Below are 23,906 nucleotides of genomic sequence, written 5' to 3' on the forward strand. Positions count from 1 at the left end.
TTTTAATTCGAAAAAACCTATAGATAGCCTAAGCTGCACAGAAACACATTTTTACAAGCATTTCTACTTTAGCAGTTCTCTCGATATTACTATTTTCTGTATCTCGGAAGTACCTTCGTATATCTGTGTGATTTTTGCATCACGCATTAAACGCTCAACATGGTACTCTTTCACGAAACCGTATCCGCCGTGCACCTGCACTGCTTCTATAGTTGTATCCATCGCTACTTTTGATGCAAAAAGTTTTGCCATAGCACCAGACTTGCCATAGTCCGCATGTGTATCTTTATCATAAGCAGCCTGCAGGCAAAGCAGACGCGCTGCTTCGATGTTTGTAGCCATATCAGCCAGCTTAAACTGTATCGCCTGGTGCTTCGCGATCTCCACACCAAATGCCTTACGCTCTTTAGCGTACTTAACTGCCAGTTCGTACGCGCCAGATGCTATACCTAATGCCTGCGACGCAATACCGATACGACCGCCAGATAACGTAGACATCGCAAACTTAAAGCCGAAGCCATCTTCGCCGATGCGGTTCTCTTTTGGCACCTTAACGTCTGTAAACATCAGCGAGTGTGTATCGGAACCACGAATACCCAGCTTATTTTCTTTAGGGCCGATCTCAAAGCCTTCCATACCACGCTCAACTATAAGCGCATTAATTCCACGGTGACCTTTGGCAACATCTGTCTGAGCGATTACAATGTATACAGAAGCCGTGCTACCGTTTGTGATCCAGTTTTTAGTACCATTCAGCAGGTAATGGTCACCCATATCAACAGCAGTTGTGCGCTGCGATGTAGCATCAGAACCCGCTTCCGGCTCCGATAAACAGAAGGCACCGATGATCTCGCCGGTAGCTAATCTTGTCAGGTATTTCTGCTTTTGCTCTTCGTTGCCATATTTCTCCAGGCCCCAGCAAACAAGCGAGTTGTTAACCGACATTACCACAGAAGCAGACGCATCTATTTTAGAGATCTCTTCCATAGCCAGCACATAAGAGATGGTGTCCATACCGCCACCGCCGTATTTCGGATCAACCATCATTCCTAAGAAGCCAAGCTCACCCATTTTTTTGATCTGCTCTGCCGGGAATTTCTGGTGCTCGTCGCGCTCGATTACGCCAGGCAAAAGCTCTGTTTGTGCAAATTCGCGGGCGGCTTCCTGTACTGCCAGATGTTCTTCTGTTAACTGAAAGTTCATATTATTTATAAATCGGATATGGTATAACGATAACTTTTCGGGTACAAAACTATAAAATACAACAATATAAATTTAACCTGACTGCGAATTATTGTAATTAACTATACAATGTTGGGCCAGTAAACTATGATCAGAAAGTATAGAGGGCAAAAAAAACGCCACCCACTAAACAGAAGAGGGCAGCGTTATTTTATATACGTAACATTTGCAGGTTAGTCGCGACGGCCCAACAATAATGAACCATAGTATAATAAGGTGGCCAGTGAACCAAGTGCGGCAACCACATACGTCATAGCAGCCCATTTAAGTGCATCTTTCGCCATACCGTATTCCTGCTGGGTTACAATTCCGTTTGAGCTTATCCAGGCCAGCGCACGCTTGCTCGCATCAAACTCTACCGGTAACGTTATAAAACTGAACAGTGTCGTTAAGCCAAACAGCGCCACCCCAATTGCCAATGGCACAGGTGTTGTCTGCAACATCAGGATACCGATCAGCAGAATCCATTGCATGTAACGCGAGGCGATGCTTAGCGCAGGCACCATGGCCGAACGGAACTTGAGGAAAGCATAAGCCTTGGCATGCTGTACTGCGTGACCACACTCGTGGGCAGCTACGGCAGCAGCAGCTGCGCTGCGGGCATCGTAAACATACTCGCTCAGGTTTACTGTTTTATCTGTTGGGTTATAATGGTCCGTTAAACGGCCCGCTACTGAAATAACACGCACATCCGTAATACCGTTATCGGCCAGCATCTGCTCAGCTATTTCACGTCCGCTCATACCAGAGCTTAGCGGTATTTGGGAATATTGCTTGAACTTGCTTTTTAATCGCCAGCTTACAAGCCAGCTTGCAAGCATAATGGCAATCATTATTATCCAGATCATGATTATCTATTTTCGTTTAATTGGTTTTCTATTTTTTTTACGATGCTTGTAGTGGAATAACCGGTAACAAGCGGAACTGTTTTCACTTCGCCTCCGGCCTGCTGCACCACATCATGCCCTACAATCTGCTCTATACTATAGTCGTCGCCTTTTACTAATATATCCGGTTGCACAGCTTTTATCAGTTCTAAAGGTGTATCACTATCGAAAAGCACTACTGCATCAACAAACAAAAGCGATGCCATTACCCGCGCACGTGACATTTCGTCCTGAAGAGGCCGGTTCGGACCTTTTATACTGCTGATGGAATGATCTGTATTGAGGCCAAGCACTAATTTATCGCCAAGTTGTCGTGCTTTTTCGAGATAATCTACGTGGCCTAAGTGCAATAAGTCAAAGCAGCCGTTCGTGAAAACGATCTTCTGCCCCTGGCTTCGCCATAGTTGCAGTTGCTCCAGTAATTTTGGAAGGGTAAATATTTTATCAGTTGAGTTCATGGTTTGCTATAGTTTCAGGAGCTGCCGCCATAGTTGGTTTACGCGACATACCTGCTATAAAACTAAGCACTCCCATTAAAACTACCAAAAGTGTTTGAGAGGTATGTGCCAGCAGCGCGTAAGCCATTCCGGCTTCTTTAGGCACTCCGTAAAGTAGTAACGTAGCCTGTACCAGCAAATGATATACGCCTACCCCACCCTGCACCGGTGCCGCCATGCCTAAACTACCCACTACCAAAACCGAGAGCGCCGCTCCAAAGCCTAGCCCGCTTGTAGCCGGAAGCGCATAAAAAACGACCAAGCTCATGCCATAGTACATCAGCCACACAAAAACAGTATGCCCCAGAAAACAGCCTGGTTATCCAGTTTGGTTATACTGAAAACACCCTGCAGCATGCCTTTCACAAACTGCACAGCTTTCTGAAAAAAGCTATTCTCCCGCAACCTGCTCAGGTAACGTAACCCAACCAGGACTAAAACTATAACTGACACCAGAAAGAAACCGGCCACCCAGTAAAGGGAATCTATAGCTTGCTCCAGGTTACTGTACTTGCTGGAAAGTAATTCCCAGAAGAAGTCTTTGATCTGCCTGAATTCGGAAAGGAAGGTAATAGCAACGGCCAGCAACAGCATCAGCATATCCACAAATCGTTCAGCTATTACAGTACCAAAGCCTTTGTTAACAGGAATACCATCTGAACGACGCAACATACTACAACGCACTACTTCGCCCATGCGCGGCAATACCAGGTTGGCAATATAGCCAACCATCATAGCATTATATGTATTTTGCAACGATGGCTGGTAGCCTGTTGGTTTTATCTGCATTTGCCAGCGGTAAGCCCGGCTCAGGTAAGCTGCCACCCCCATCAAAAGCGAAAGCCCTACCCAGCCATAGTTGGCGTTCTGCAACTCTGCCCACATTTTCTCAAAGTCGAGCTCTTTTAAAGCGTACCACATCAGAAATGCCGATACGCCAAGCAAAAGACCGTATTTAAGAATGGAGAACAGCTTTTTCATGCAGTGGCGTTATACCAGGCGGTTGTGCTGATCCGGAAAAACCAGGGTTGGTTTGTGCGCTTTTGCATCCGCGAACGGGATGCTGCAGTAAGAAATCACGATAACGATATCGCCTACCTGCACTTTACGTGCAGCGGGCCCATTTAAGCAAACAGTGCCGGTGCCGCGTTCGCCCTTAATTACATAAGTCTCGAAACGCTCGCCGTTGTTAATGTTTACGATGGTAACTTTCTCATTCTCCACCACATTGGCGGCGTCCATCAGGTCTTCATCTATGGTGATGCTGCCAACATAATGCAGTTCGGCCTGAGTTACCTTACAGCGGTGAATCTTGGATTTTAAAACCTCAATATACATGGTTTGTGACTAAATAAAGCGCAAAGTTAGGTAATAGGCAGCAGATAAACTATGAAAGTATAGGACCGCTGCCCTGTTTAAACAACTTAAACTTCGCTAAGATTCACTACTAAGTTATCAATAAGGCGCACCGGGCCTACGTGTGCTGCAATGCATAGTGCCGCTTCCTGCACATCGGTTATAGTTGTAAGCGGCTGTAGCGTAAGCGGGTCTGCTATCTCAAAATACTCCAGCGCTACTTCAGGCTTATCTCTCAGGTATTCAGCTACAGCTTCTTTTATAGCTGGCAACGGCACCTGCACCAGTTGCTTCCGGGCCAGTTCCAGGGCATCGTGTAAGCTCACCGCAATTTTACGCTGGTCTGCATTCAGACGTTTGTTTCTGGATGACATAGCCAGGCCGTCTGTTTCACGTACGGTTGGGTAACACACCAGTTCAATATCAAAGCCAAGCCCCAGAATAAGCTGCCGAACTATAGCTACCTGCTGCAGGTCTTTCTGCCCGAAATAGGCTTTGTGCGGCTGCACAATGTTAAAAAACTTACCAACTATAGTTGCTACTCCGTTAAAGTGCCCCGGCCGGTGCTCCCCTTCCATTACTGTCTCCAGCTTCCCGAAACTAAACTGCAACATATTTTGTTGTGGATATATAGCTTCGGGAGTTGGCGCAAAGATATAGTTACACCCGGTGGCCTGCAGCAGTGCTATGTCAGCGTCTAATGTACGCGGATATAGATTGTAATCTTCGGGGTTGTTGAACTGCGTGGGGTTTACGAAAATGCTGCACACCGTAATGTCGTTATCATTGGCCGATGCGCGCAGCAGCTGCAGGTGCCCTTCGTGCAGGGCACCCATAGTTGGCACAAAGCCTATGCTTTTGCCACGGCAGCGCAGCGCCTGCATTGTTTCGCGAAGTTCGTTAACCTGCGTAATTACTTGCATATGTTGTGTTTCAGTGTTAAAACTATAGAAGCCGGCAAAAGTAAGTCACAGCAGATAAAATTGAAAATTAGAATAAAAAATACTAATTTTGCACGTCCCAATACTGTTGCCTTTAATTTTTAATTACAAACTCATGTCAAAATTGCGAATCCTTTACGCCGCCACCGAGATCCTTCCCTTCCTTCAAACCACAAAAGTAGCAGAGTTTCTGAACACACTGCCACAGGCGATGCAGGAAAGAGGTATGGAAATCCGCATCTTTGTGCCGAGATTCGGTATTATTAACGAGCGTAAGAACCGCTTGCATGAGGTTGTCCGCTTATCGGGCATCAACATTGCTGTTGGCGACGACGAGAAACCACTGGTTATTAAGGTGGCTTCTATTCCGAATGCCAAATTACAGGTATATTTTATTGACAACGAAGACTATTTTCACAGAAAGTCCGTTTTTGTTGACAAGAACAACAAATTTCACCAGGATAACGACGAGCGTGCTATTTTCTTCTGTAAGGGCGTGCTGGAAACTGTGAAGAAACTTGGCTGGGCTCCGGACATTGTGCATTGCAACGACTGGATGACCGGCCTGATACCAATGTACCTGAAAACAACTTATAAGAAAGATCCGATCTTTAAAGACTCTAAGTCGATGTTTACGGTGTATAACCACAACTATACACACAAGTTTAACGGCGACCTGGCTGAGAAAGTAAAGATGCTGGATATTGATGACAGCATGCTGGGCCACCTGAAGTCTGCCGATATCGACAGCTTCCTGAAAATTGGTATGGAGTATGCCGATTCGGTAATTAAAACAAACGAAGATTTCAGCGATAACATCAACCTGCTGTTCAACGACTTTACTTCAAAGAACATCAGTACAGTTATTGCCGACGACACCCTTTCAGATTCATACTATAACCTGTATAATGAACTCAGCCGTTAGAAGATTTACCCTTTTCTTCTTTTCCCTTGCTACACTTGCATCTTGCGAAGACCCATCTGATATAGGCTTAGACCTACAGGATGAAAACCAGATCGGAGCCTTTTATACCGAATTAAATGTAAATACGGGCACCGTACTTAAATCTGACTCTATATTAGCTTTCAGGCAGTATCCGTTACCTGTTGGTGGTTACCAGGATGGCGCATTGGGCAATGTAAAAGCGACTGCCTTTACAGAAGTAGGTCTTTCCGGCTTAGATGTAACGTTTGGCACAAACCCGGTAGCAGACTCATTGGTTCTGAGCCTGGATTATACAACAGATATCTATGGTTCTGATGATGCTATGTTAAACCTGAGTGTTCACAGGTTGACTGAAGGTTTCCAGGATAAGTCATCTTATTTCACGAACTCATCGCTGGCGTATGAAAGTACGCCGCTGGGAACAGTATCTTTTGACCCGGACCCTGTAGATACGTCTACTGCAGCCAAACCAGCACCTGTATTTACGGTACCTGTCAGAATACACCTGGATAAGGCGCTGGCTGACGAGATACTGGCTCAGTCAGGCAAAGCTACCCTCAAGAATCAGTTTAACTTTGTACAGCTTTTTAAAGGCCTGGCTATAGTTCCGACACAGGCTGTTTCTAGAGAAGTAATCGGCCTGAATACGCTGTCTGCTAAAACCAAGCTTACGCTGTACTACAAAAACGATACGACCAGAAAAGAATATTCCTTTTTGCTTAACGGATCCAACATTCGAAACTTCTCTAAAATAGAAGCTGTTCGTAGCGGTACTGCACTGGCAGGGCTGCAACCATATACAGTATTGCCATCGGCGCAGACAGGTGGCGAAAGCTATGTACAGGCTGGCACTCAGCTATTAACAAAGCTTACCATCCAGGGACTTGAGGAGTTAAAGCAGCAACATGGTAATATTGTAATTAACAGGGCTGAGCTTATAGTGCCGGTTAAAAACAATTCCTTTACAACGCTTAAAGAACCATCCCAGTTAGCTATTTACGAGACTAACAGCTCGAACAGGATTCTTTATACTTCTACTGGCGTGGCTAAAACAGTTCCTATAGATGATGCCCGCTTAATGAGCATTGAGAACTATAGTTCCCCGACTTATTTACAGTTTAATGCCGAAACAAGAAAAGATGGCGACAATACTGTAAGAACCGGCGTGGGCAGTTATAAAGTAAATGTAACGGCTTATGTACAGGCAATACTGCGTGGCGACAAGCCAAATGATGGCCTGTTGATAACACCAGCCAGGTTTTTGAGCTCTGCCAACGGAGGCGGATCAATTGGACTGGAAAGTATTCCTAAAAGAGCCATTATAGTTAACACGGAAGAGCAAGGTGTAAAACTGCGCATCTACTTTACAAAACTGGACTAATTTTATTATAAAATATTTTTAATAGGTACCTTTGCGGGTACCTATTTTTTGTAGGCCCCTATTTTAGTTTTTACACAACAGACTTATGTGCGGAATTGTAGCATACGTTGGGCATAGAGATGCTTGCCCTATAATTATCAAAGGCTTAAAGCGCCTGGAGTATAGAGGTTACGATAGTGCAGGCATTGCACTTATGAACGGTGAACTGAATGTTTACAAGAAAAAGGGCAAGGTAAGCGAACTTGAAGCTTTTATAGCCGATAAAAATGTACACGGCAATATTGGCATGGGCCACACCCGCTGGGCTACCCACGGCGAGCCTAACGATGTAAATGCGCACCCGCATTACTCTACATCGGGCAAAATTGCCATCATTCACAACGGTATTATCGAGAACTATGCCTCCCTTAAAACACTGCTTTTAGAGAAAGGCCATACGTTCCAGTCAGATACAGACTCTGAAGTTTTCATTAACCTGATCGAAGACATCCGCACCACTACAAGCTGTTCTTTAGTTGAGGCGGTACGCCTGGCGCTTCATGAAGTAGTAGGTGCTTATGCTATAGTTGTACTCTCTAAAGATGATCCGAACCAGTTGATTGCTGCACGCAAAGGCAGCCCACTGGTAGTTGGAGTTGGCGAAGGCGAATACTTCTTTGCTTCTGATGCTACACCAATCATTGAGTATACCAATGATGTGATCTATCTTAATGATTTTGAGATTGCAGTAGTTAAAGATGGTGAACTGGATATCCGTACAAAAGAGGACGTAAAGCAGACACCTTATATCCAGCGATTGGAGCTTGAACTGGAGTCAATTGAAAAAGGCGGTTACGAGCACTTTATGCTGAAAGAGATATTTGAGCAGCCTCGCTCGATACTCGACAGCATGCGTGGCCGCATGATCGCAGAGAGCAACCACCTGATGATGGGCGGTATCCGTGAGTATGAAAATAAATTTGCAAATGCCCAGCGTATACTTATAGTTGCCTGCGGTACATCATGGCATGCCGGCCTGGTAGCAGAATACCTGATCGAAGATCTGGCGCGCATACCTGTAGAGGTCGAATATGCTTCTGAATTCCGCTACCGCAACCCGATCGTTAACGAAAACGACATTGTGATTGCCATTTCGCAGTCCGGTGAAACAGCAGATACATTAGCAGCGATAGAACTGGCCAAATCTAAAGGTGCCACTATTTTTGGCGTATGTAACGTAGTTGGTTCATCTATAGCGCGCGCTACCGATGCTGGTGCTTATACACACGCCGGCCCTGAGATTGGTGTGGCTTCTACAAAAGCATTTACGGCGCAGGTAACAGTGCTTACCCTTATTGCCATGATGATCGGCAGCAAGCGAGGTACTATTGAAACGTCTAAACTGTATGAGCTGATCGCTGAACTGGAGCAAATTCCGGCTAAAGTAGAGCAGACACTTAAACTGGATAAGCAGATCGAAGAAATTTCAGCTATCTACAAAGACGTAACTAACTTCCTGTACCTGGGTCGTGGTTATAACTTCCCGGTTGCCCTGGAAGGTGCGCTTAAGCTGAAAGAAATCTCTTACATACACGCGGAAGGTTATCCTGCAGCAGAAATGAAGCACGGCCCGATTGCCCTGATTGATGAGCACATGCCGGTTGTAGTTATTGCTACAAAAGACAGCTCTTATGAGAAGATCGTATCGAATATACAGGAAGTGAAGGCACGTAAAGGTAAAGTAATTGCCATCGTTACCGAAGGTGATACAACTATACCGGCCATGGCTGACCACGTGATCGAGATACCTGAAACCAGCGAGCACCTGATGCCATTACTGTCTGTAGTGCCACTTCAGTTGTTATCTTACCACATTGCGGTAATGCGTGGTTGCAACGTAGATCAGCCTCGTAACCTGGCAAAATCAGTAACAGTAGAGTAATCTATAGTTGTTATAAAATGAAAAGGAGACTTTAACAGGTCTCCTTTTTTGTTTTATGCTTATAATTGAACCTATAGTTTAGCTTGCCCTGGCTCGCGAATGTCAACCTGCCCTCGCTCGCGTCCCGCGAGAGTGAGCTACAAGTGACGTCCCGCCACGTCAATCGTCAAAAACATAAAACTATAGTTTAGTAGCGAAACTAAACTATAGTTGAAAGCGGCCAGAGGCCGAATTATAGCTCACACTCGCGGGACGCGAGCGAGGGGAACCTACTTATAACTATAGTTCAAACTTCTCCCCTTTCAGGTATTTTGCCTTCAGCAGCGGGCAAACTTTATAGCGTTCTTCTTTGGTGTCTTCGTAAACCGCCTGCAGTACGTTATACACATTTTCTATCCCGATAAGATTAGCCCATTCAAAAGGCCCTTTCGGATAATTTGTCCCCAGTTTCATCCCCAGGTCAATATCCTCTATCCCGGCTGTTTGCTCCTGCAAAGTATAGCACGCCTCATTTATGATCATGCAAATAATGCGGGGCGTAACCATGCCTGTGCGGTCAGCAACTATAAGATACTCAGCACCCAGCTCGTTGCAAACCTCTATCAGCTTAGATTCAGAACTTTTATCGAACAGACTTACTTCCAGCACCGGGCGATTGAAAAGAGACGGCAGTCCATTGAAACCAATTAAGGTACATGGCTTTTTTACTCCGGAAGCTTTTACGAGTGCTGCCAGCTGTATAGTGGCAGCGTTACAGAAAACTACTTGCTCAGGCGAATAGAGGCTCAGGCGTTCCGGCTCTTGGTGCAGCAGGAAATCGAATACAACATCTGATGGGCCTAACTGCTCGTCGATAATGCTATGGCTTTGCAGGAAAGTAAATTGCGTGCCGTTGCTTGTTTCCGGAAACTTTTGTCTGAACTCTGCGGCCATTTGGGGGCCAGCCAAAACAAGTATGTGCATAATTCTGTACTTTTGATGGTAAAGATAAACATTTAAACTTATCCAGAATGGCACATACTATCGTTAACTCACAGAATGCCCCGGCCCCAATAGGGCCTTACAGCCAGGCAACTATGGCCAACGGCGTACTTTATGTTTCGGGTCAGATACCGCTTAACCAGCAAACCGGTGAACTGGTAACCGGCAGCATCGAAGACGAAACGCACATGGTGATGAAGAACCTGCAGTTCATCCTGAACGAAGCGGGTATGGACTTCAGTAACGTTGTGAAATGCAGCATTTTTGTAAAGGACCTGAACAACTTCGGAAAGATAAACGAAACCTACGGCAGCTACTTTACCAGCAACCCACCCGCCCGAGAAACTGTAGAAGTTAGCCGCCTGCCAAAAGATGTGAATGTAGAGATTTCTTGTATTGCGGTGAAATAGAACTTGATTAAAGACTTTTTGACAAAGGACAAAAGACGCAGGATTTATAGTTCTGTGTCTTTTGTCTTTTTTTTTGTCTGTACCGGTATTAATGGGGGTAAAGGATTGACAAGATCTGGCTTCGGTTTATAGTTGAGGGGGAGGGCTTTATAGTTACTGGCCCGTTCGCTGCTTCGGACATCCTTGTCCGAAACCCATCTGCCTGCGGACGTCCACGTCCACGTTATCTAAACTCCAGGGACACAGATGTCCCCTACAAAATACTTCCAGACAAGGATGTCCGGAAGAGCAGAGAGCAGGCTTTATAGTACAGCCTATAATTCTATAGTTAAATCAAAAACTTTTTAACTTTTTAACTCCTAAATATTGGCTCCCTGTTCTCTCTCGGTTTCTTCTGGTGGCAATATAGGCTCTTCTTCGCTTCCGTATACTTCCCGTTCGTGTTTGCCGGGTTCTGCGTTTACCGCTGAGTTGCCAACTTCAATTTCCTGCCTTATAACGCGTACCGCATAGGTAGCCGGGTAAATGTTATGGCCATACTTGCGGGAGTACACAAACGTAAATACAGCCCCGAAAAAAATGATCTGGGAAGTAAAGAAAACCCACGTTAAAATAATCACAACTGACCCGGCCGCCCCATAAACCGAACCCACCTCGTTTTTGCCCAGGTAAAACCCGATAATTCCCCTGAAAAGCGAGAAAAGCAGCGCTGTAACTATAGCTCCCACCCACACATCGCGCCATTTTATTTTGGCATCCGGCAGAAACTTATAAATACAGCCAAACAGAAAAGACATCATCACCAAACTCGACATAAAATTTGCCAAGTGCAGCACATACACGATCCAGCCGGAAAAACGTGCCGTCAGGAAGTCGCCGATAATAACCAGAACAGCATTAGCCAGCAGCGATAACAAAAGTATAATCGTAATAACCAGGATCATCCCGAAGGACAGGGCGCGATCGAGCAAGAGTTTCAGGTAGCCGCGTTTGGGCTTGGGCTTTACATACCATATCTCGTTCAGGGAATCCTGCAGCGAAACAAATAGCCCGGTTGCCGCGATAAATAAAGCCACGCCGCCAACTATAGCTGCTAAATTCAGGTTAGTGAAAGCATTTACACTTTCCACCATCTTCTGTACCGCATACGCTCCTTCCGAACCGATCAGTTCTTTAATTTTATAGTAGATCTCCCCCGATACGGCCTGCTCTTCCAGGAAATAGCCGCTGGCACTGATAATAATGATAAGCATGGGCGGCAAGGCAAAAATGGTATAGTAAGCCAGCGCCGCTCCTTTCTGAAAAGAGTTGTTATCGAGAAACTCCAGCCATGTTTCCTCAAGCAGGAGCCAGATCATAAGAAGTCGGGAGCGTAACATCCGGGCCGGTTTTTAGCTATGCGTACTTAGGCTGATACGCAAATGCCTGATATTGTTTGTACTTGTCATAGCACGTATAAAGTATAACATCAAATGAAGGTGCAGGTTATACTTACGATTACATACTTTATTTTGTAAATTGCGCCCGAATTACAAGATTACAAGAGACGACCATACATGGAAAGAGAAGTTAGAGTACGCTTTGCCCCGAGCCCGACCGGGCCACTTCATATAGGCGGTGTTCGCACGGCCCTTTACAACTACCTGCTGGCCCGCAAAACCGGCGGCAAAATGATACTTAGGATAGAGGATACAGACCAGAACCGTTTTGTGCCTGGTGCTGAAGACTATATTCGTCAGTCGCTGGAGTGGTGTGGCATTGAGCTGGATGAAAGCCCATGGAACGGTGGCCCATATGCGCCTTACCGCCAGTCGGAGCGCAAGCCGATGTACATGCAGTATGCCATGCAGCTTATTGACGCCGGCCATGCCTACTATGCGTTTGATACCGCCGAAGAACTGGATGCAATGCGTGAGCGCCTGAAGGCTGCCAAAGTAGCGACGCCACAGTACAACGCCATTACCCGCGCAACTATGCGCAACTCGCTTACCATGCCCGAAGATGAAGTAAAAAAGCTTCTGGAGTCTGGTGCCCCATATGTGATCCGTTTAAAAGTACCGCGCAAAGAAGAGATCCGCTTAAAAGACATGATCCGTGGTTGGGTGATGGTACATTCTTCTTCTATTGATGATAAAGTATTGATGAAGTCGGATGGCATGCCAACGTACCATTTGGCTAACATTGTGGATGACCACCTGATGAAGATTACGCACGTAATTCGTGGAGAAGAGTGGTTGCCATCTGCGCCGCTGCACGTGCTGCTTTACCGCTACTTAGGTTGGGAGGCTACCATGCCTGAGTTTGCACACTTACCATTACTATTGAAGCCGGACGGAAACGGAAAACTGAGCAAGCGCGACGGCGATAAACTGGGCTTCCCGGTATTCCCGCTGCACTGGCAGGATCCGTTTACAGGCGAAATATCTTCTGGTTACCGCGAGGCTGGTTATTTGCCGGATGCTTTCGTTAACTTCCTGGCCTTCCTGGGCTGGAACCCGGGCACGCAGCAGGAGATCTTCTCGATGGAAGAGCTGGCAAACGAATTTTCAGTAGAGCGTATCGGTAAGTCAGGCACCCGTTTTGATATTCAGAAAGCCCGTTGGTTTAACGAGCAGTACCTGCGTGCCAAGCCTGACAGCGAATTAGCAGGTTTCCTGTTAACTGCTTTAGAAGAGCATAATATTTCCTGCAGCCAGGAGAAGGCAGAGAAAGTAGCCGGCCTGATGAAAGAGCGCGTAAGCTTCCCGCAGGATTTCTGGAAAGAAGCAGCTTATTTCTTTGTTGCCCCGGAAGAGTATAACGAGAAAGTTGCTTCTAAAAAGTGGAATGCCCAGTCGGTTGCTGTGTTTGAGCAGTTTAAGAACGAGTTGCCAACTATAGCAGACTATAACGCTGATTCAGTAAAAGAGCTGCTGACAACTATACTGGAGCGCAACGGCATGAAGATTGGCCAGGTAATGCAGGCCCTTCGCCTTGCCGTGACCGGTGCCGAAGCTGGTCCGGATCTGATGCAGATCATCGAGATAATTGGCCGCGAGGAAACGATAACCCGCATCGAAACGGCCATTGCAAAACTTAGCCAGTACGCTACTGCTGAGTAAGCAACCCGAGCTATAAACCAGAAGGCTGATCCGTAAATGGGTCAGCCTTTTTTATTGCGCCAAACTATAGCCGGCCGTGCAAACCGTAACTATTTACCTGTTTCTACTTATAACATCAGGGAATACAAACTATAAAACCATGGCCAGAAATAAGAAACCCGATAAAAGCAAAAAGAAATCTAAAGTGCATAAAGACCTGGAAGGCTTTGAGATAAAGGTAAACGAGCACGGTGAGATCATCTCTAACTATAGCATTGATAAGATTAACGAGTTCTTGAACAAGAATGTAGACGACAAGAAGCTAGTGAAGCGCGATGCCGCCGAAAAAGCCAGGCGTGAAGAGGAAGAAGAATACCATGTAGAGGAAGGCGAAGAAGTAGAAGAAACAGACGAGGACTTTGTACGGGGTACCAGTGCTGTGTCGGATGATGAAGACGATCTGCCTGTAAAGCCAAAACGCAAAGCCGCTGACGAAGACGAGGAAGAAGATTAACTATAGTTTATTGTTGCTTCACTAACCAATAGCGCAAGTTAAACTATAGTTGCTACTCAATTTCTGCTATTTTCTTATCTTGCTGTACTATAACAAATCAGGATCTGACTATGAGAAACTCACATGAAATTGACTACAAGATTTTTGGCAACGACATACAAGTGCTGGAGATTGAGCTCGACCCGCAGGAAACGGTAATTGCTGAAGCCGGCGCAATGGTGTACATGGAAGAAGGCATTGATTTCCAGACCAAAATGGGCGACGGCTCTAACCCCAGCCAGGGCTTTTTAGGAAAGCTGGTATCGGCAGGTAGCCGCCTTATTACCGGCGAGTCATTGTTTATGACGCACTTTACCCACATGGGGCATGGCAAAAGCCGTGTTGCATTCTCTGCCCCTTACCCAGGCACTATATTGCCAGTAGATCTAACAACGGTACGCAACCGCACGCTCATCACACAAAAAGATGCTTTCCTGGCAGCTGCGTTGGGCACTAAGCTCAGCATCCACTTTAACCAGCGTTTAGGAGCTGGCTTTTTCGGTGGCGAAGGCTTTATACTGCAGAAGATGCAAGGCGATGGCATGGCCTTTATACACGCCGGCGGAACTATAGTTGAGAAACAGCTGAACAACGAAACCCTGAGAGTAGATACAGGCTGTGTAGTTGCTTTCGAAGAAGGGATAGATTTTAGCGTGCAGCGTGCCGGCGGCTTAAAGTCGATGATCTTTGGTGGCGAAGGTTTGTTTTTGGCTACCCTGCGTGGTACTGGCCGCGTTTGGCTACAATCTATGCCTGTTAAGAAACTGATTCAGGCACTGATGCCACAAGGCGAAAACGCTAAAAAAGAAGGCAGCATTTTGAGTAGCTTCCTGGAGTAGCAACTAACAAACTATAAAACTATAGTTTGAAAACAGGATCATACTGTGTATTTTCAGATATATCCAACCCAACAACTATGACGATAGAAATTAGAAATGCATGGAGTATTTTGAATAATGGGTTAACCTTTATAAATCTCATTCTCCTTGGGCTGGTTACAGGAAATAGAGTTAGTTATAAAGCTAGCAGAGACAAGAAAACTCCGGTACTAGCAAACGTTCTGCTCTTAGTAGTACTTGGCCTGGGACTATTTGCTGCCATTTACAAGTTATTAAAACTATAGTCTGGCACATCAAACTATAGTTTTAAAACAAACAGCCCCGGCAGGTTAATACTTGCCGGGGCTGTTTGCTATCTTTCCTGCCGCAAGTTTAGCTTAAGCGTAACTAGTGGCTGGGATTGGTGCCTGTTTGTAACTGGCTCTCTGCACAAGCAGAAATCATCGGCTGCTGGGTTTATAGTTCAGCTTTGACAACTATAGTTCAAGTTAATCTATAAACTACAGTTTTATAGTTACAGCTATCACAGCTTTTGCTTTTTCAAAGAAAAGCCAGTTACAAACTGGCGGCCATATTCAACCACAAGTTACGCTTAAGCTAAACTTGCGGTATAAAGCATATATAGTTCTGCTCGCAAGCAAAAGGAGACGCAAGGTATTACGTCTCTACATTCCTGTTAATCCCAAAAATCTATTTTAATCCCGGTTCAGCCCGTTTACCTGCATGATCTCTTCCAGGTATTCGCGGGAGTTGCTGAGGCGTGGCACTTTGTTTTGCCCTCCCAGTTTGCCTTTCTCCCGGAGCCAGTTCATGAAAGTGCCTTGCGGTGCAGGGTGTACAATCGGGCCTTGCAGGGCAATGTCGTTCTGACGCTTGGCGTCGTAATCGGAGTTAACTTCTCGAAGCGTTTCGTCGAGGAGGTAAGTGAATTGCTTCAGGTTATCCGGTTGCTTCTCAAATTCTATCAGCCATTCGTGGCCACCACGCTTGCCGCTTTCCATAAAGATAGGCGCAGCCGTAAAGTTGGTGATGATGGCTCCAGTTGCTTCGCAGGCTTTGGTAATGGCGGCTTCAGCGTTCTCAACTATAACTTCTTCGCCGAAGGCATTTATAAAGTGCTTGGTACGGCCTGATATTTTAATGCGGTATGGACTGAGGCTAGTAAAACGGATGGTATCACCGATCTTATAGCGCCACAAACCGGCATTAGTGGAGATAACTATAGCGTAGTTCTTTCCGAGCTCAACCTGGTCCAGCGTCAGTGTTTTAGGATTCTCTTCGTCAAACTGGTCCATGGGTATAAACTCATAGTATACACCATAGTCCAGCATCAGCAGCATTTCGTCTTCTGTTCCGGCCTGGTCCTGTATCCCGAAAAACCCTTCAGAAGCATTGTATACTTCCAGGTAATTCATTTTTTCAGACGGAATGATCTCTTTGAATAACTGACGATAAGGTCCGAAAGCAACAGCGCCATGCGTAAAGAGCTCCAGGTTTGGCCATACTTCCAGGATATTGTTCTTTCCGGTAAATTCCAGAATGCGTTTTAGAAGTACATAGGTCCAGGTAGGCACGCCGCTCATGCTGGTTACATTTTCCTGCACGGTCAGCTCTACCATTTTCTCAATCTTCTCCTCCCACTTGTCCATCAAAGCAACTTTAAGCGGGGGTGTGCGCATGGCTTCCGCCCAGATCGGCAGGTTCTGCATAATTACCGCCGATACGTCGCCGCACGATACTTTTGCATTCAGCTCGCTTGGGCGGTGGCTCCCTCCTATACTCAGGCCTTTGCCGGTAAACAGTTTGGTTTCGGGGTATAAGTTAACGTAAATGGAAAGCATGTCCTTGCCGCCTTTGTAGTGGCAGTCTTCCAGCGACTCCGGGCTGACAGGAATAAACTTGCTGCGGGCATTGGTAGTACCTGATGACTTTGCAAACCATTCGATCTTACTGGGCCATAACAGGTTCTGCTCACCCATCATAACGCGCTCAATGTATGGGTACAGTTCCTCATAGGTTGTAACCGGCACCCGTTCCTGAAACTCCCGAACTGAGAACCCATCAGCGTAACCATACTTCTTACCCCATTCCGTACCTTTTGCAGTACTGATCAGGTTCTGAAAGAGCTCGTTCTGTACCTCATGCGGATACTTCCGAAACAGATCTATGTCATGGATCCGCTTCTTCATTACCCAGGTAACTATAGAGTTAATTATTTCCAAAACTGGATGGCTTAATTGTTGAAGGTTAAATTGTTAAATGGTTGTTTGTATACTTCACTAACCCATTTATTGCTTTCGGTAATTTTCTTAGCTCTGCAAGTATAAGCTGATATTGTTCCTCAGTAATTAAATTGCGAACTCTTGCTTTCTCTGTCCAGTCAAACGACTCGTACATTGAGCCTTGAGCATAACGATAAAATTTAATCTTATCCTTTTTGCTATATCGCCCAAAGCCCTCAGCCAGATTAGCCGAGATGCTATCTGCCGCTGTTACATATTGCTCGCCTACTGTATTTTGAGCAAAACGGCTCCAGTTCATTACCATATCCCAGATGCGATTACTCAGAGCAAAGCTTATTCTGTATGCTTCAATATCATTTAATTTCAGATACTTTTTCTCTTCCATAAATATCCTCCTCAAACAACCATTAAACCATCAAACAATTAAGCCATTTAGCCTCCAGCAATTATACCTTACGTTTCAACTCAAAGTGCTTACCTAAGTATACACGGCGTACCTGTTCGTCAGCGGCCAGTTCTTCGGCTGTTCCTGACTTCAGGATCTTTCCTTCGAACAGCAGATAAGCGCGGTCGGTAATTGAGAGGGTCTCGTTTACGTTGTGGTCAGTTATAAGGATACCGATGTTTTTGCTCTTAAGCTTGGCAACTATACTTTGTATCTCTTCTACGGCAATAGGGTCTACGCCGGCAAAAGGCTCATCCAGCAACACAAAGCTAGGGTCAACGGCAAGGGCTCGGGCAATTTCGGTGCGGCGGCGCTCACCACCGGATAATACAACTCCCTTATTCTTACGCACATGCGTCAGCGAGAATTCCTCCAGCAGTTCTTCAACTTTCTGGCGCTGCTCTTCTTTGGTCTTATCTGTCATTTCCAGCACAGCGAGTATGTTCTCCTCCACGGTTAACTGCCGGAAAACAGATGCTTCCTGGGCCAGGTAACCAACACCACGCTTGGCGCGCTTGTACATGGGCAGGTCTGTAATATCTTCTGTATCCAGGAAAATCCTGCCCGAATTAGGCTTCACCAACCCAACGATCATATAAAAGGATGTAGTTTTACCAGCTCCGTTCGGGCCCAGTAATCCTACAATCTCACCCTGGTTCACTTCTACGCTCACATCGTTTACAACATGGCGCGATTTATATTTTTTAAATAAGTGTTCAGCTCTGAGTATCATGAGGCTAAGTTACGGAATTATCGTTTCATACTGCAAGGTTGCAACTTTTCGTTGTGGTTATGGTGTTGCATAGCCGAACTCCTGCTTTTGCACAATTTAACTTTATTAACAATCTGTATAAAAGATACTATATCGACTTGTTTATCAGCAGGTAGTTATATAAATTAAAATACTTTTAGCCAACCACCTGATTATGACGCTTTCTTTACTCCTATCTCTGAGCAAGCACTTTGCGCTAACCGGCCTGCTATGGTATAGTTCCATAACGGGTTTTAATACTGTTTCTGCTGAGAATATGGTTACGGAAACTATAGATAACAGCGGCGAGACCAAAAGCAGTACCAGTTCCTCGCTTAAAGGCATTGACGTATCGAGGTGGCAGAAAGAAGTGGATTGGATGCAGGTGAAAGATGCAGGCGTAACTTTTGCATTTGTAAAGGCAACACAAGGCGATTTCAGATTAGACCCATTTTTTGAACGCAACTGGGAAGAAACCAAACGCTACGGCATTAAGCGTGGCGCTTACCATTTCTATAAGCCAGAAGCTCCCGTTCAGGACCAGATAAAGCTTTTTACAAGCACTGTAACACTGGCTCCGGGCGATCTGCCTCCGGTGCTGGATATTGAAGTAGCAAAACCCGGTATGACTGGCGAACAGCTGCGTGCAGATTTAAAAACGTGGCTGGAAGCGGTAACACAGCACTATGGCGTAAGACCAATCATCTATACCAGCCAGAACTATTACCGCCGCTGGTTAAAAGGCCATTTTACTGACTATCATTTCTGGATTGCCCGCTACAGCGACGTAAAACCGGAGATTCACCATACCGATAGCTGGATGTTCTGGCAGTTTACTGACCGTGGCTCTGTTGCCGGCATTAACGCAGCTGTCGATATCAATTTCTTTGCCGGCGATATGGATAAGCTGACCGAGCTTTGCCTGCCTGAGTTTGTAACGACAACCGAGCAGTTGAGCCCGATACAACAATTAAAGCACAAGCATCCGCAGCCATAGTTTAGCAACTATAGATTTTACAGGAAAGCAGCCTCTACAGTAAGTACAGGCTGCTTTTTTAGTTAAAACGGATGTCTTTTATTGAAAGCTGGGTAGTAATGTTGCCTCTATAGTTGTTCTCTTCTATTGTATAGCACACATCAAACGGAATGCCTTTGGAAATGTGATGGTAAAAGTCGCCAAACCCGAATGCGATAGCGTCAAATGAAGTGTAACCATCCTGCGTCAGGCGTAGCTTCAGGTGGGTATCGCCAACCACGCGCAGGTTACCGGTATCATACACACACTCTGATACAAACACAGGACGCATATTGCCTGGCCCGAATGGCTCCATCTGCCTGATAATGCCAAAGAAATTACGCGTGATCTGGCTGAAGTTGATCTTAGCCTCTATCTCTATCTGTGGCGTTTTTTGCTCTTCTGTAATAGCATTGGCTACAAACTGCTCAAAGCGCTCTCTGAAGGCCGGAATGTTCTCAACAGGCAATGTTAAGCCTGCCGCATACATGTGGCCGCCATACTGGTCTAAAAGGTCTGAGCAGCTCTCTATGGCACTATGCACATTAAACCCATGCACCGACCGCGCCGATCCCGACGCTTTGCCATTCGATTCTGTGAGGATTATAGTTGGGCGGTAGTATTTTTCGATACAACGTGAAGCCACAATACCAATTACTCCTTTGTGCCAGCTTTCTTTATATAAAACCGTAGAGTTCGCGCTTCGCAGAAAATCATCCTCCTCGATCATCTGCAGGGCCTCTTTGGTAATGTTGCTGTCTTTGCTGCGGCGCTCCTTATTAGATTCGTTAATGATGTCAGCCATTTTAAAAGCTTCATCTTTGGTCTGGGCAAGCAGCATCCGTACCGAGTTTTTGGCATCGCCCATACGGCCTGCGGCATTTATGCGTGGCGAGAAACCAAACACAATGCTCGTTATATCCATCTCGCCGGTTATCCCTGCCAGTTCTTTCAGTGCTTCCAGGCCCGGGCGTGTTGCCTGGGGGCCATTCAGTAACTGCAAACCATAGTAGGCCAGTATTCTGTTCTCTCCAACTATAGGAACTATATCTGCTGCGATGCTTACCACCACCAAATCCAGGAAATTGAACAGCTCTTCCAGTTCTACACCATTCTGCAAGCAAAACGCCTGCAACAGCTTAAATCCAACACCGCAACCTGACAGTTCTTTAAACGGATAAGGGCAGTCAATTTGTTTGGGGTCCAGTACAGCAACTGCCTGGGGAACTACATCGTCCGGCAAATGGTGATCGCAAATGATAAAATCTATACCCAGGCTGGCTGCATAGGCCACTTTATCTGCTGATTTTATACCACAATCGAGGCTGATGATGAGACCAAAACCGTGTTCTGCGGCATACTCTATACCTGCCGTGGAAACGCCATAACCTTCTTTGTACCTGTCTGGAATGTAGAACTCGATCTGGTGGGTATAATGGCGCAGAAAACCATACATGAGCGCTACTGAAGTAGTACCATCTACATCATAGTCGCCATAAACCAGTATTTTTTCGGAACGGTGCAGGGCTTCCGTGAGGCGGTTTACGGCAAGGTGCATGTCCTTCATCAGGAAAGGGTCGTGCAGGTCGGCCATAGAAGGCCGAAAGAAAGCTTTCGCCTCTTCAAAAGTACAGATATTGCGCTGGCAGAGTATGTTGGCTATAGTTGGGCTCACCTTTAGGCTCTCTGCCAGGTTGTTTACTATATCTTCAGATACTTGCTGCTTGTATACCCACCTTTTCTCCATAATACTTCTCGGACTTGCTATCTGTTCCGCTGCAAAGGTAACTAAATTAAACAGCTTTTAGTTTTCGAGTGCTTAAGCGCCTGGTTATCTTTTGCCTGATTTTTCTTACTTTTGCATTAATACAACAGTGCGTGCCGTGAAACGATTCATAGAATTATTTAATAAGTATAAGGATTACTCACTTGATCTGGTGATGTATGGGTTTTTCCTCTTGTTTATACTTTGCCTTTTTATCTTCTTCAGTTAATTCTTCTGTCATTTCGAGCAAAGCCGAGAAATCTTATATGCCCTATAGCATTTTGTCATTTCGAACAAAGTGAGAAATCTGGATTCTATAGTTTGCCACTTTGCACCTCGAACCAAGCCTTTTCTTCCATAGCTTTCTTTATTCCTGGGAGCTCTACTTATCTATCGTTCTATAGTTGACTTTGGTGCCCTCACGGCCGGGAGGCCCCGTCTTCGGGCATCGCGCTGCGCGAATCTCTTTTGCTCGTTCCTCGCAATGCCTCACGGCACCAGACATTCACAAGGCGCTCAACCCAAAGACTGTGATCAGTTCGATAGTAACTGCTTTAACTTTAGTTTGAGAAGCTATAGTTATATTGCTCTATCGTGGCTATAGTTCCGTAGGGACAGGTCGCGACCTGTCCGATCCTGGTCTGTAACTATGGCAATTTCAGATTTCTCCCGCAGGTCGAAATGACAGCTTAAAAATCCGTAGCAGAAAAGTCCCCCTTTGAAGGGGAGCAGGGGTGGGTTACCTCCAGGAGTACTCACCTTGTCCGAAACCACAGAATAGAGTTAATCTAATTAACAGTATCACCACGGAGCTTCCGGAAACGCTTGCGGGCTTCGGCTACGAAGATGCTTCCCTGGTGCTTTTTAAGGAGGTCGTTGTATAGTTGCTGCGCTTTGGCCGTGTCTTTCAGGTTCTCTTCGTAAATGTATGCCATTTTAAACAGGGCATCGTCGCTTAGGATGTCGTATTGCGGATTGCCAACTATATGCTGCAAACTGGCGACTGCTTCAGTAAAATTACCCATGCGCTCCTGTATACCTGCTTTCTGAAAATAGATCTCATCGGTTAAACTATGTCCGGGATATTTCTTCAGCATTCCGTCTAATTTTGTTACCGCCTGTTGTAGCTTATTCTGGAATACAAGTAACTCTATAGCCGCGTACTCTTCCATAGCCGTGGTTGACGTGTCTAGCCCGGTGTTATCTGTTATCAGCAGGCTCAGGTCCATGGCATCGTTGGCAATTTCGCGGCTGGTAGCCAGTTTCAGAATGTCTAAGTGGGCCTGGGCCAGTTCAAAGTCTCCTTTATAGTAACTTAAGCGTGCATTACGCAGTTTGGCATCATACCCGATCGGCGTGTCCTTATGCGATTTCTCAACCTGTGAGTATAGCAGCGTGGCTTCCCAGGGCTCTCCTTTTAATACATAAATATCACCCAAGGTTAGTTTGCTTTCTGCTACCAGGTTTGCGTTGGCGCGTGGCATGGCTATCGCTTCCTGTAACAATGCAATGGCTTTCGCTTTATCATCAAGGTAAAAGGCATACAGGTTGGCCATATGTTGCAGCACTTCTGCAGTGGCAGCACTACGGCCTACTTCAGTTAGCAGGGCATCATAATCTGCAATTAAAGCGCGTATCTTTTCCTGGTCAACCGGGAAAGTGTTCTGTACCTGTTCTTCGCGGGCATTTATAAGGCGCTGCCTTGCCACTAAGTAGTAGGGCCCATCCGGATACTCCTTAATTATGTATTCATACGCTTCAATGGCGCTGTTATAATCTTTGTTCTGGGCACTGATAGCGCCTAGCTCCATCACCCTCGATCCGCCGCTCCTGGTCCGTTTATCAACTGCGCGAGCCTGCATCAGGGCGCCGTAAAAATCCAGCCGTTGCACATACAGCCAGATCAGCAATTCGCTGTAAGCCAGTTTATCCGGGTTCTGCTGCACACGCATAATCAGCTCCTTCTCCAACGCGTTCTGGGCTTTCTCATCCCGCACACTGTTCTGAAGCATGTTTTGTACGTAGCCCACTTCACTCTCATTTTCCTGTAACAGGTTCAGCACTTCTGGTATCAGGGCTTCATTTTTCTGCCGGTAACTATAGAGTGCTATTAATGGGCGGTTATTTTCCAGTGGGTTCTTGGTCAGTTCGCGGCCGCGCAGGTAGGCTTTCTCGGCATAGTCGTATAGTTCGTTTTGTATAAAAGCACTGGCTACTACAACAGTTGCTTCCGGGTTCATTTGCTGGATGAGCTTATTAAAGTGTTTCTCAGCACCGGCCTTATCGCCTGCAGCCTGGTACACCATACCCAGATCTACTTCAAAATTATAGTTTCCGGGGTTCTGTTTTATAGTTCGCTTAACCAGCTTTTCAGCCTCTTTATAGTTGCGTAACGCCAGCAGCGTTTTCAGGTAATCGGGGTAAGTAACCGAGAACAGGCGCTTGTCTTCTACCAGTTTTTCATAAAGCTCAGCGGCTTTCTGGTACTCCCCTTTGCTAAAGTATTCCCGTGCCAGTTCCAGGTTCTGGGTTTGCGCCTGTGCTATAGTTGCAGCTATAGTTAAGCAAAATGCCAGCAATAGGTATGTTTTCTTGAGTAAAGCCATAGGTGTACTTAAAACGAGAGTTTGCCTGAACTTGATATATGAACTTT

General features: G+C 45.9%; 22 protein-coding genes. 8 read left to right on the forward strand and 14 right to left on the reverse strand.

Annotated elements, in window-relative coordinates; translation table 11 throughout:
* Window positions 1–63 precede the first annotated feature (63 nt).
* The 7 genes from GSQ66_RS14015 to panC form a co-directional block, all read right to left on the reverse strand.
* Window positions 64–1,203: an acyl-CoA dehydrogenase gene (locus tag GSQ66_RS14015; protein ID WP_162428038.1), complete on the reverse strand. Its 1,140-nt coding sequence runs from the start codon at window positions 1,201–1,203 to the stop codon at window positions 64–66.
* A gap of 212 nt (window positions 1,204–1,415) precedes the next feature.
* Window positions 1,416–2,075 carry a zinc metallopeptidase gene (locus GSQ66_RS14020; RefSeq protein ID WP_162429075.1) on the reverse strand — a complete coding sequence of 220 codons (660 nt, stop codon included), beginning with the start codon at window positions 2,073–2,075 and terminating at the stop codon, window positions 1,416–1,418.
* A gap of 17 nt (window positions 2,076–2,092) precedes the next feature.
* Window positions 2,093–2,587 (reverse strand): D-glycero-beta-D-manno-heptose 1-phosphate adenylyltransferase, encoded by a 495-nt coding sequence (gene rfaE2 / locus GSQ66_RS14025; RefSeq protein ID WP_162428039.1) that lies wholly within the window; start codon window positions 2,585–2,587, stop codon window positions 2,093–2,095.
* A complete protein-coding gene (locus GSQ66_RS18995; protein WP_238395701.1) occupies window positions 2,574–2,894 on the reverse strand; it encodes a hypothetical protein in 321 nt (106 codons plus the stop codon). Before GSQ66_RS18995 ends, rfaE2 begins: the two co-directional genes overlap by 14 nt.
* Before the next feature lie 11 nt (window positions 2,895–2,905).
* On the reverse strand, window positions 2,906–3,607 hold the full coding sequence (locus GSQ66_RS19000; protein ID WP_238395702.1) for a lysylphosphatidylglycerol synthase transmembrane domain-containing protein: 702 nt from the start codon (window positions 3,605–3,607) through the stop codon (window positions 2,906–2,908).
* Between the two features lie 9 nt (window positions 3,608–3,616).
* Entirely contained in the window at window positions 3,617–3,964 is a 348-nt protein-coding gene (gene panD / locus GSQ66_RS14035; RefSeq protein ID WP_162428040.1) for an aspartate 1-decarboxylase, read from the reverse strand.
* An 86-nt stretch (window positions 3,965–4,050) separates the two neighbouring features.
* The gene (gene panC / locus GSQ66_RS14040; RefSeq protein ID WP_162428041.1) at window positions 4,051–4,905 is read right to left on the reverse strand and encodes a pantoate--beta-alanine ligase; all 855 of its coding nucleotides are present in this window, start codon (window positions 4,903–4,905) and stop codon (window positions 4,051–4,053) included.
* A gap of 133 nt (window positions 4,906–5,038) precedes the next feature.
* Between panC and GSQ66_RS14045 the strand changes: the two genes are divergently transcribed.
* From GSQ66_RS14045 to glmS, 3 genes are all read left to right on the forward strand, one after another.
* Window positions 5,039–5,848 carry a glycogen/starch synthase gene (locus GSQ66_RS14045; protein WP_162428042.1) on the forward strand — a complete coding sequence of 270 codons (810 nt, stop codon included), beginning with the start codon at window positions 5,039–5,041 and terminating at the stop codon, window positions 5,846–5,848.
* On the forward strand, window positions 5,832–7,250 hold the full coding sequence (locus GSQ66_RS14050; RefSeq protein WP_162428043.1) for a DUF4270 family protein: 1,419 nt from the start codon (window positions 5,832–5,834) through the stop codon (window positions 7,248–7,250). Before GSQ66_RS14045 ends, GSQ66_RS14050 begins: the two co-directional genes overlap by 17 nt.
* 85 nt (window positions 7,251–7,335) lie before the next feature.
* Entirely contained in the window at window positions 7,336–9,171 is a 1,836-nt protein-coding gene (gene glmS, locus GSQ66_RS14055; protein ID WP_162428044.1) for a glutamine--fructose-6-phosphate transaminase (isomerizing), read from the forward strand.
* A gap of 279 nt (window positions 9,172–9,450) precedes the next feature.
* On the opposite strand, the gene GSQ66_RS14060 is transcribed toward glmS, so the two are convergent.
* Window positions 9,451–10,134: a 3-hydroxyacyl-CoA dehydrogenase family protein gene (locus GSQ66_RS14060; RefSeq protein WP_162428045.1), complete on the reverse strand. Its 684-nt coding sequence runs from the start codon at window positions 10,132–10,134 to the stop codon at window positions 9,451–9,453.
* A gap of 47 nt (window positions 10,135–10,181) precedes the next feature.
* On the opposite strand from GSQ66_RS14060, the gene GSQ66_RS14065 reads away from it, so the two are divergent.
* On the forward strand, window positions 10,182–10,562 hold the full coding sequence (locus GSQ66_RS14065; protein WP_162428046.1) for a RidA family protein: 381 nt from the start codon (window positions 10,182–10,184) through the stop codon (window positions 10,560–10,562).
* Window positions 10,563–10,921: 359 nt separating this feature from the next.
* Here GSQ66_RS14065 and GSQ66_RS14070 read toward each other — a convergent pair whose 3' ends face one another.
* A complete protein-coding gene (locus GSQ66_RS14070; protein WP_162428047.1) occupies window positions 10,922–11,941 on the reverse strand; it encodes a YihY/virulence factor BrkB family protein in 1,020 nt (339 codons plus the stop codon).
* A gap of 177 nt (window positions 11,942–12,118) precedes the next feature.
* On the opposite strand from GSQ66_RS14070, the gene gltX reads away from it, so the two are divergent.
* The 3 genes from gltX to GSQ66_RS14085 all read left to right on the forward strand — a co-directional run bounded on the left by gltX (window position 12,119) and on the right by GSQ66_RS14085 (window position 15,034).
* A complete protein-coding gene (gltX, locus tag GSQ66_RS14075; protein WP_162428048.1) occupies window positions 12,119–13,663 on the forward strand; it encodes a glutamate--tRNA ligase in 1,545 nt (514 codons plus the stop codon).
* A 139-nt stretch (window positions 13,664–13,802) separates the two neighbouring features.
* Window positions 13,803–14,156: a hypothetical protein gene (locus GSQ66_RS14080; protein ID WP_162428049.1), complete on the forward strand. Its 354-nt coding sequence runs from the start codon at window positions 13,803–13,805 to the stop codon at window positions 14,154–14,156.
* A 110-nt stretch (window positions 14,157–14,266) separates the two neighbouring features.
* Window positions 14,267–15,034, forward strand: a complete 768-nt coding sequence (locus tag GSQ66_RS14085) for a TIGR00266 family protein (protein WP_162428050.1) — start codon at window positions 14,267–14,269, stop codon at window positions 15,032–15,034.
* A 695-nt stretch (window positions 15,035–15,729) separates the two neighbouring features.
* Here GSQ66_RS14085 and GSQ66_RS14090 read toward each other — a convergent pair.
* From GSQ66_RS14090 to lptB, 3 genes are all read right to left on the reverse strand, one after another.
* Window positions 15,730–17,223: a GH3 auxin-responsive promoter family protein gene (locus tag GSQ66_RS14090; RefSeq protein WP_162429076.1), complete on the reverse strand. Its 1,494-nt coding sequence runs from the start codon at window positions 17,221–17,223 to the stop codon at window positions 15,730–15,732.
* Window positions 17,224–17,281: 58 nt separating this feature from the next.
* A complete protein-coding gene (locus tag GSQ66_RS14095) occupies window positions 17,282–17,662 on the reverse strand; it encodes a four helix bundle protein (RefSeq protein ID WP_162428051.1) in 381 nt (126 codons plus the stop codon).
* Between the two features lie 61 nt (window positions 17,663–17,723).
* Entirely contained in the window at window positions 17,724–18,455 is a 732-nt protein-coding gene (gene lptB / locus GSQ66_RS14100; protein ID WP_162428052.1) for an LPS export ABC transporter ATP-binding protein, read from the reverse strand.
* 193 nt (window positions 18,456–18,648) lie between these two features.
* Between lptB and GSQ66_RS14105 the strand changes: the two genes are divergently transcribed.
* Entirely contained in the window at window positions 18,649–19,470 is an 822-nt protein-coding gene (locus GSQ66_RS14105; RefSeq protein ID WP_162428053.1) for a glycoside hydrolase family 25 protein, read from the forward strand.
* A gap of 58 nt (window positions 19,471–19,528) precedes the next feature.
* On the opposite strand, the gene recJ is transcribed toward GSQ66_RS14105, so the two are convergent.
* Both recJ and GSQ66_RS14115 read right to left on the reverse strand, forming a co-directional pair.
* Window positions 19,529–21,235, reverse strand: a complete 1,707-nt coding sequence (gene recJ, locus GSQ66_RS14110; RefSeq protein ID WP_202923355.1) for a single-stranded-DNA-specific exonuclease RecJ — start codon at window positions 21,233–21,235, stop codon at window positions 19,529–19,531.
* 806 nt (window positions 21,236–22,041) lie between these two features.
* Window positions 22,042–23,859 carry a tetratricopeptide repeat protein gene (locus GSQ66_RS14115; RefSeq protein ID WP_162428054.1) on the reverse strand — a complete coding sequence of 606 codons (1,818 nt, stop codon included), beginning with the start codon at window positions 23,857–23,859 and terminating at the stop codon, window positions 22,042–22,044.
* Window positions 23,860–23,906: the final 47 nt, after the last annotated feature.

The sequence above is a fragment of the Pontibacter pudoricolor genome (genome assembly GCF_010092985.1).
Taxonomy (GTDB): Bacteria; Bacteroidota; Bacteroidia; order Cytophagales; family Hymenobacteraceae; genus Pontibacter; species Pontibacter pudoricolor.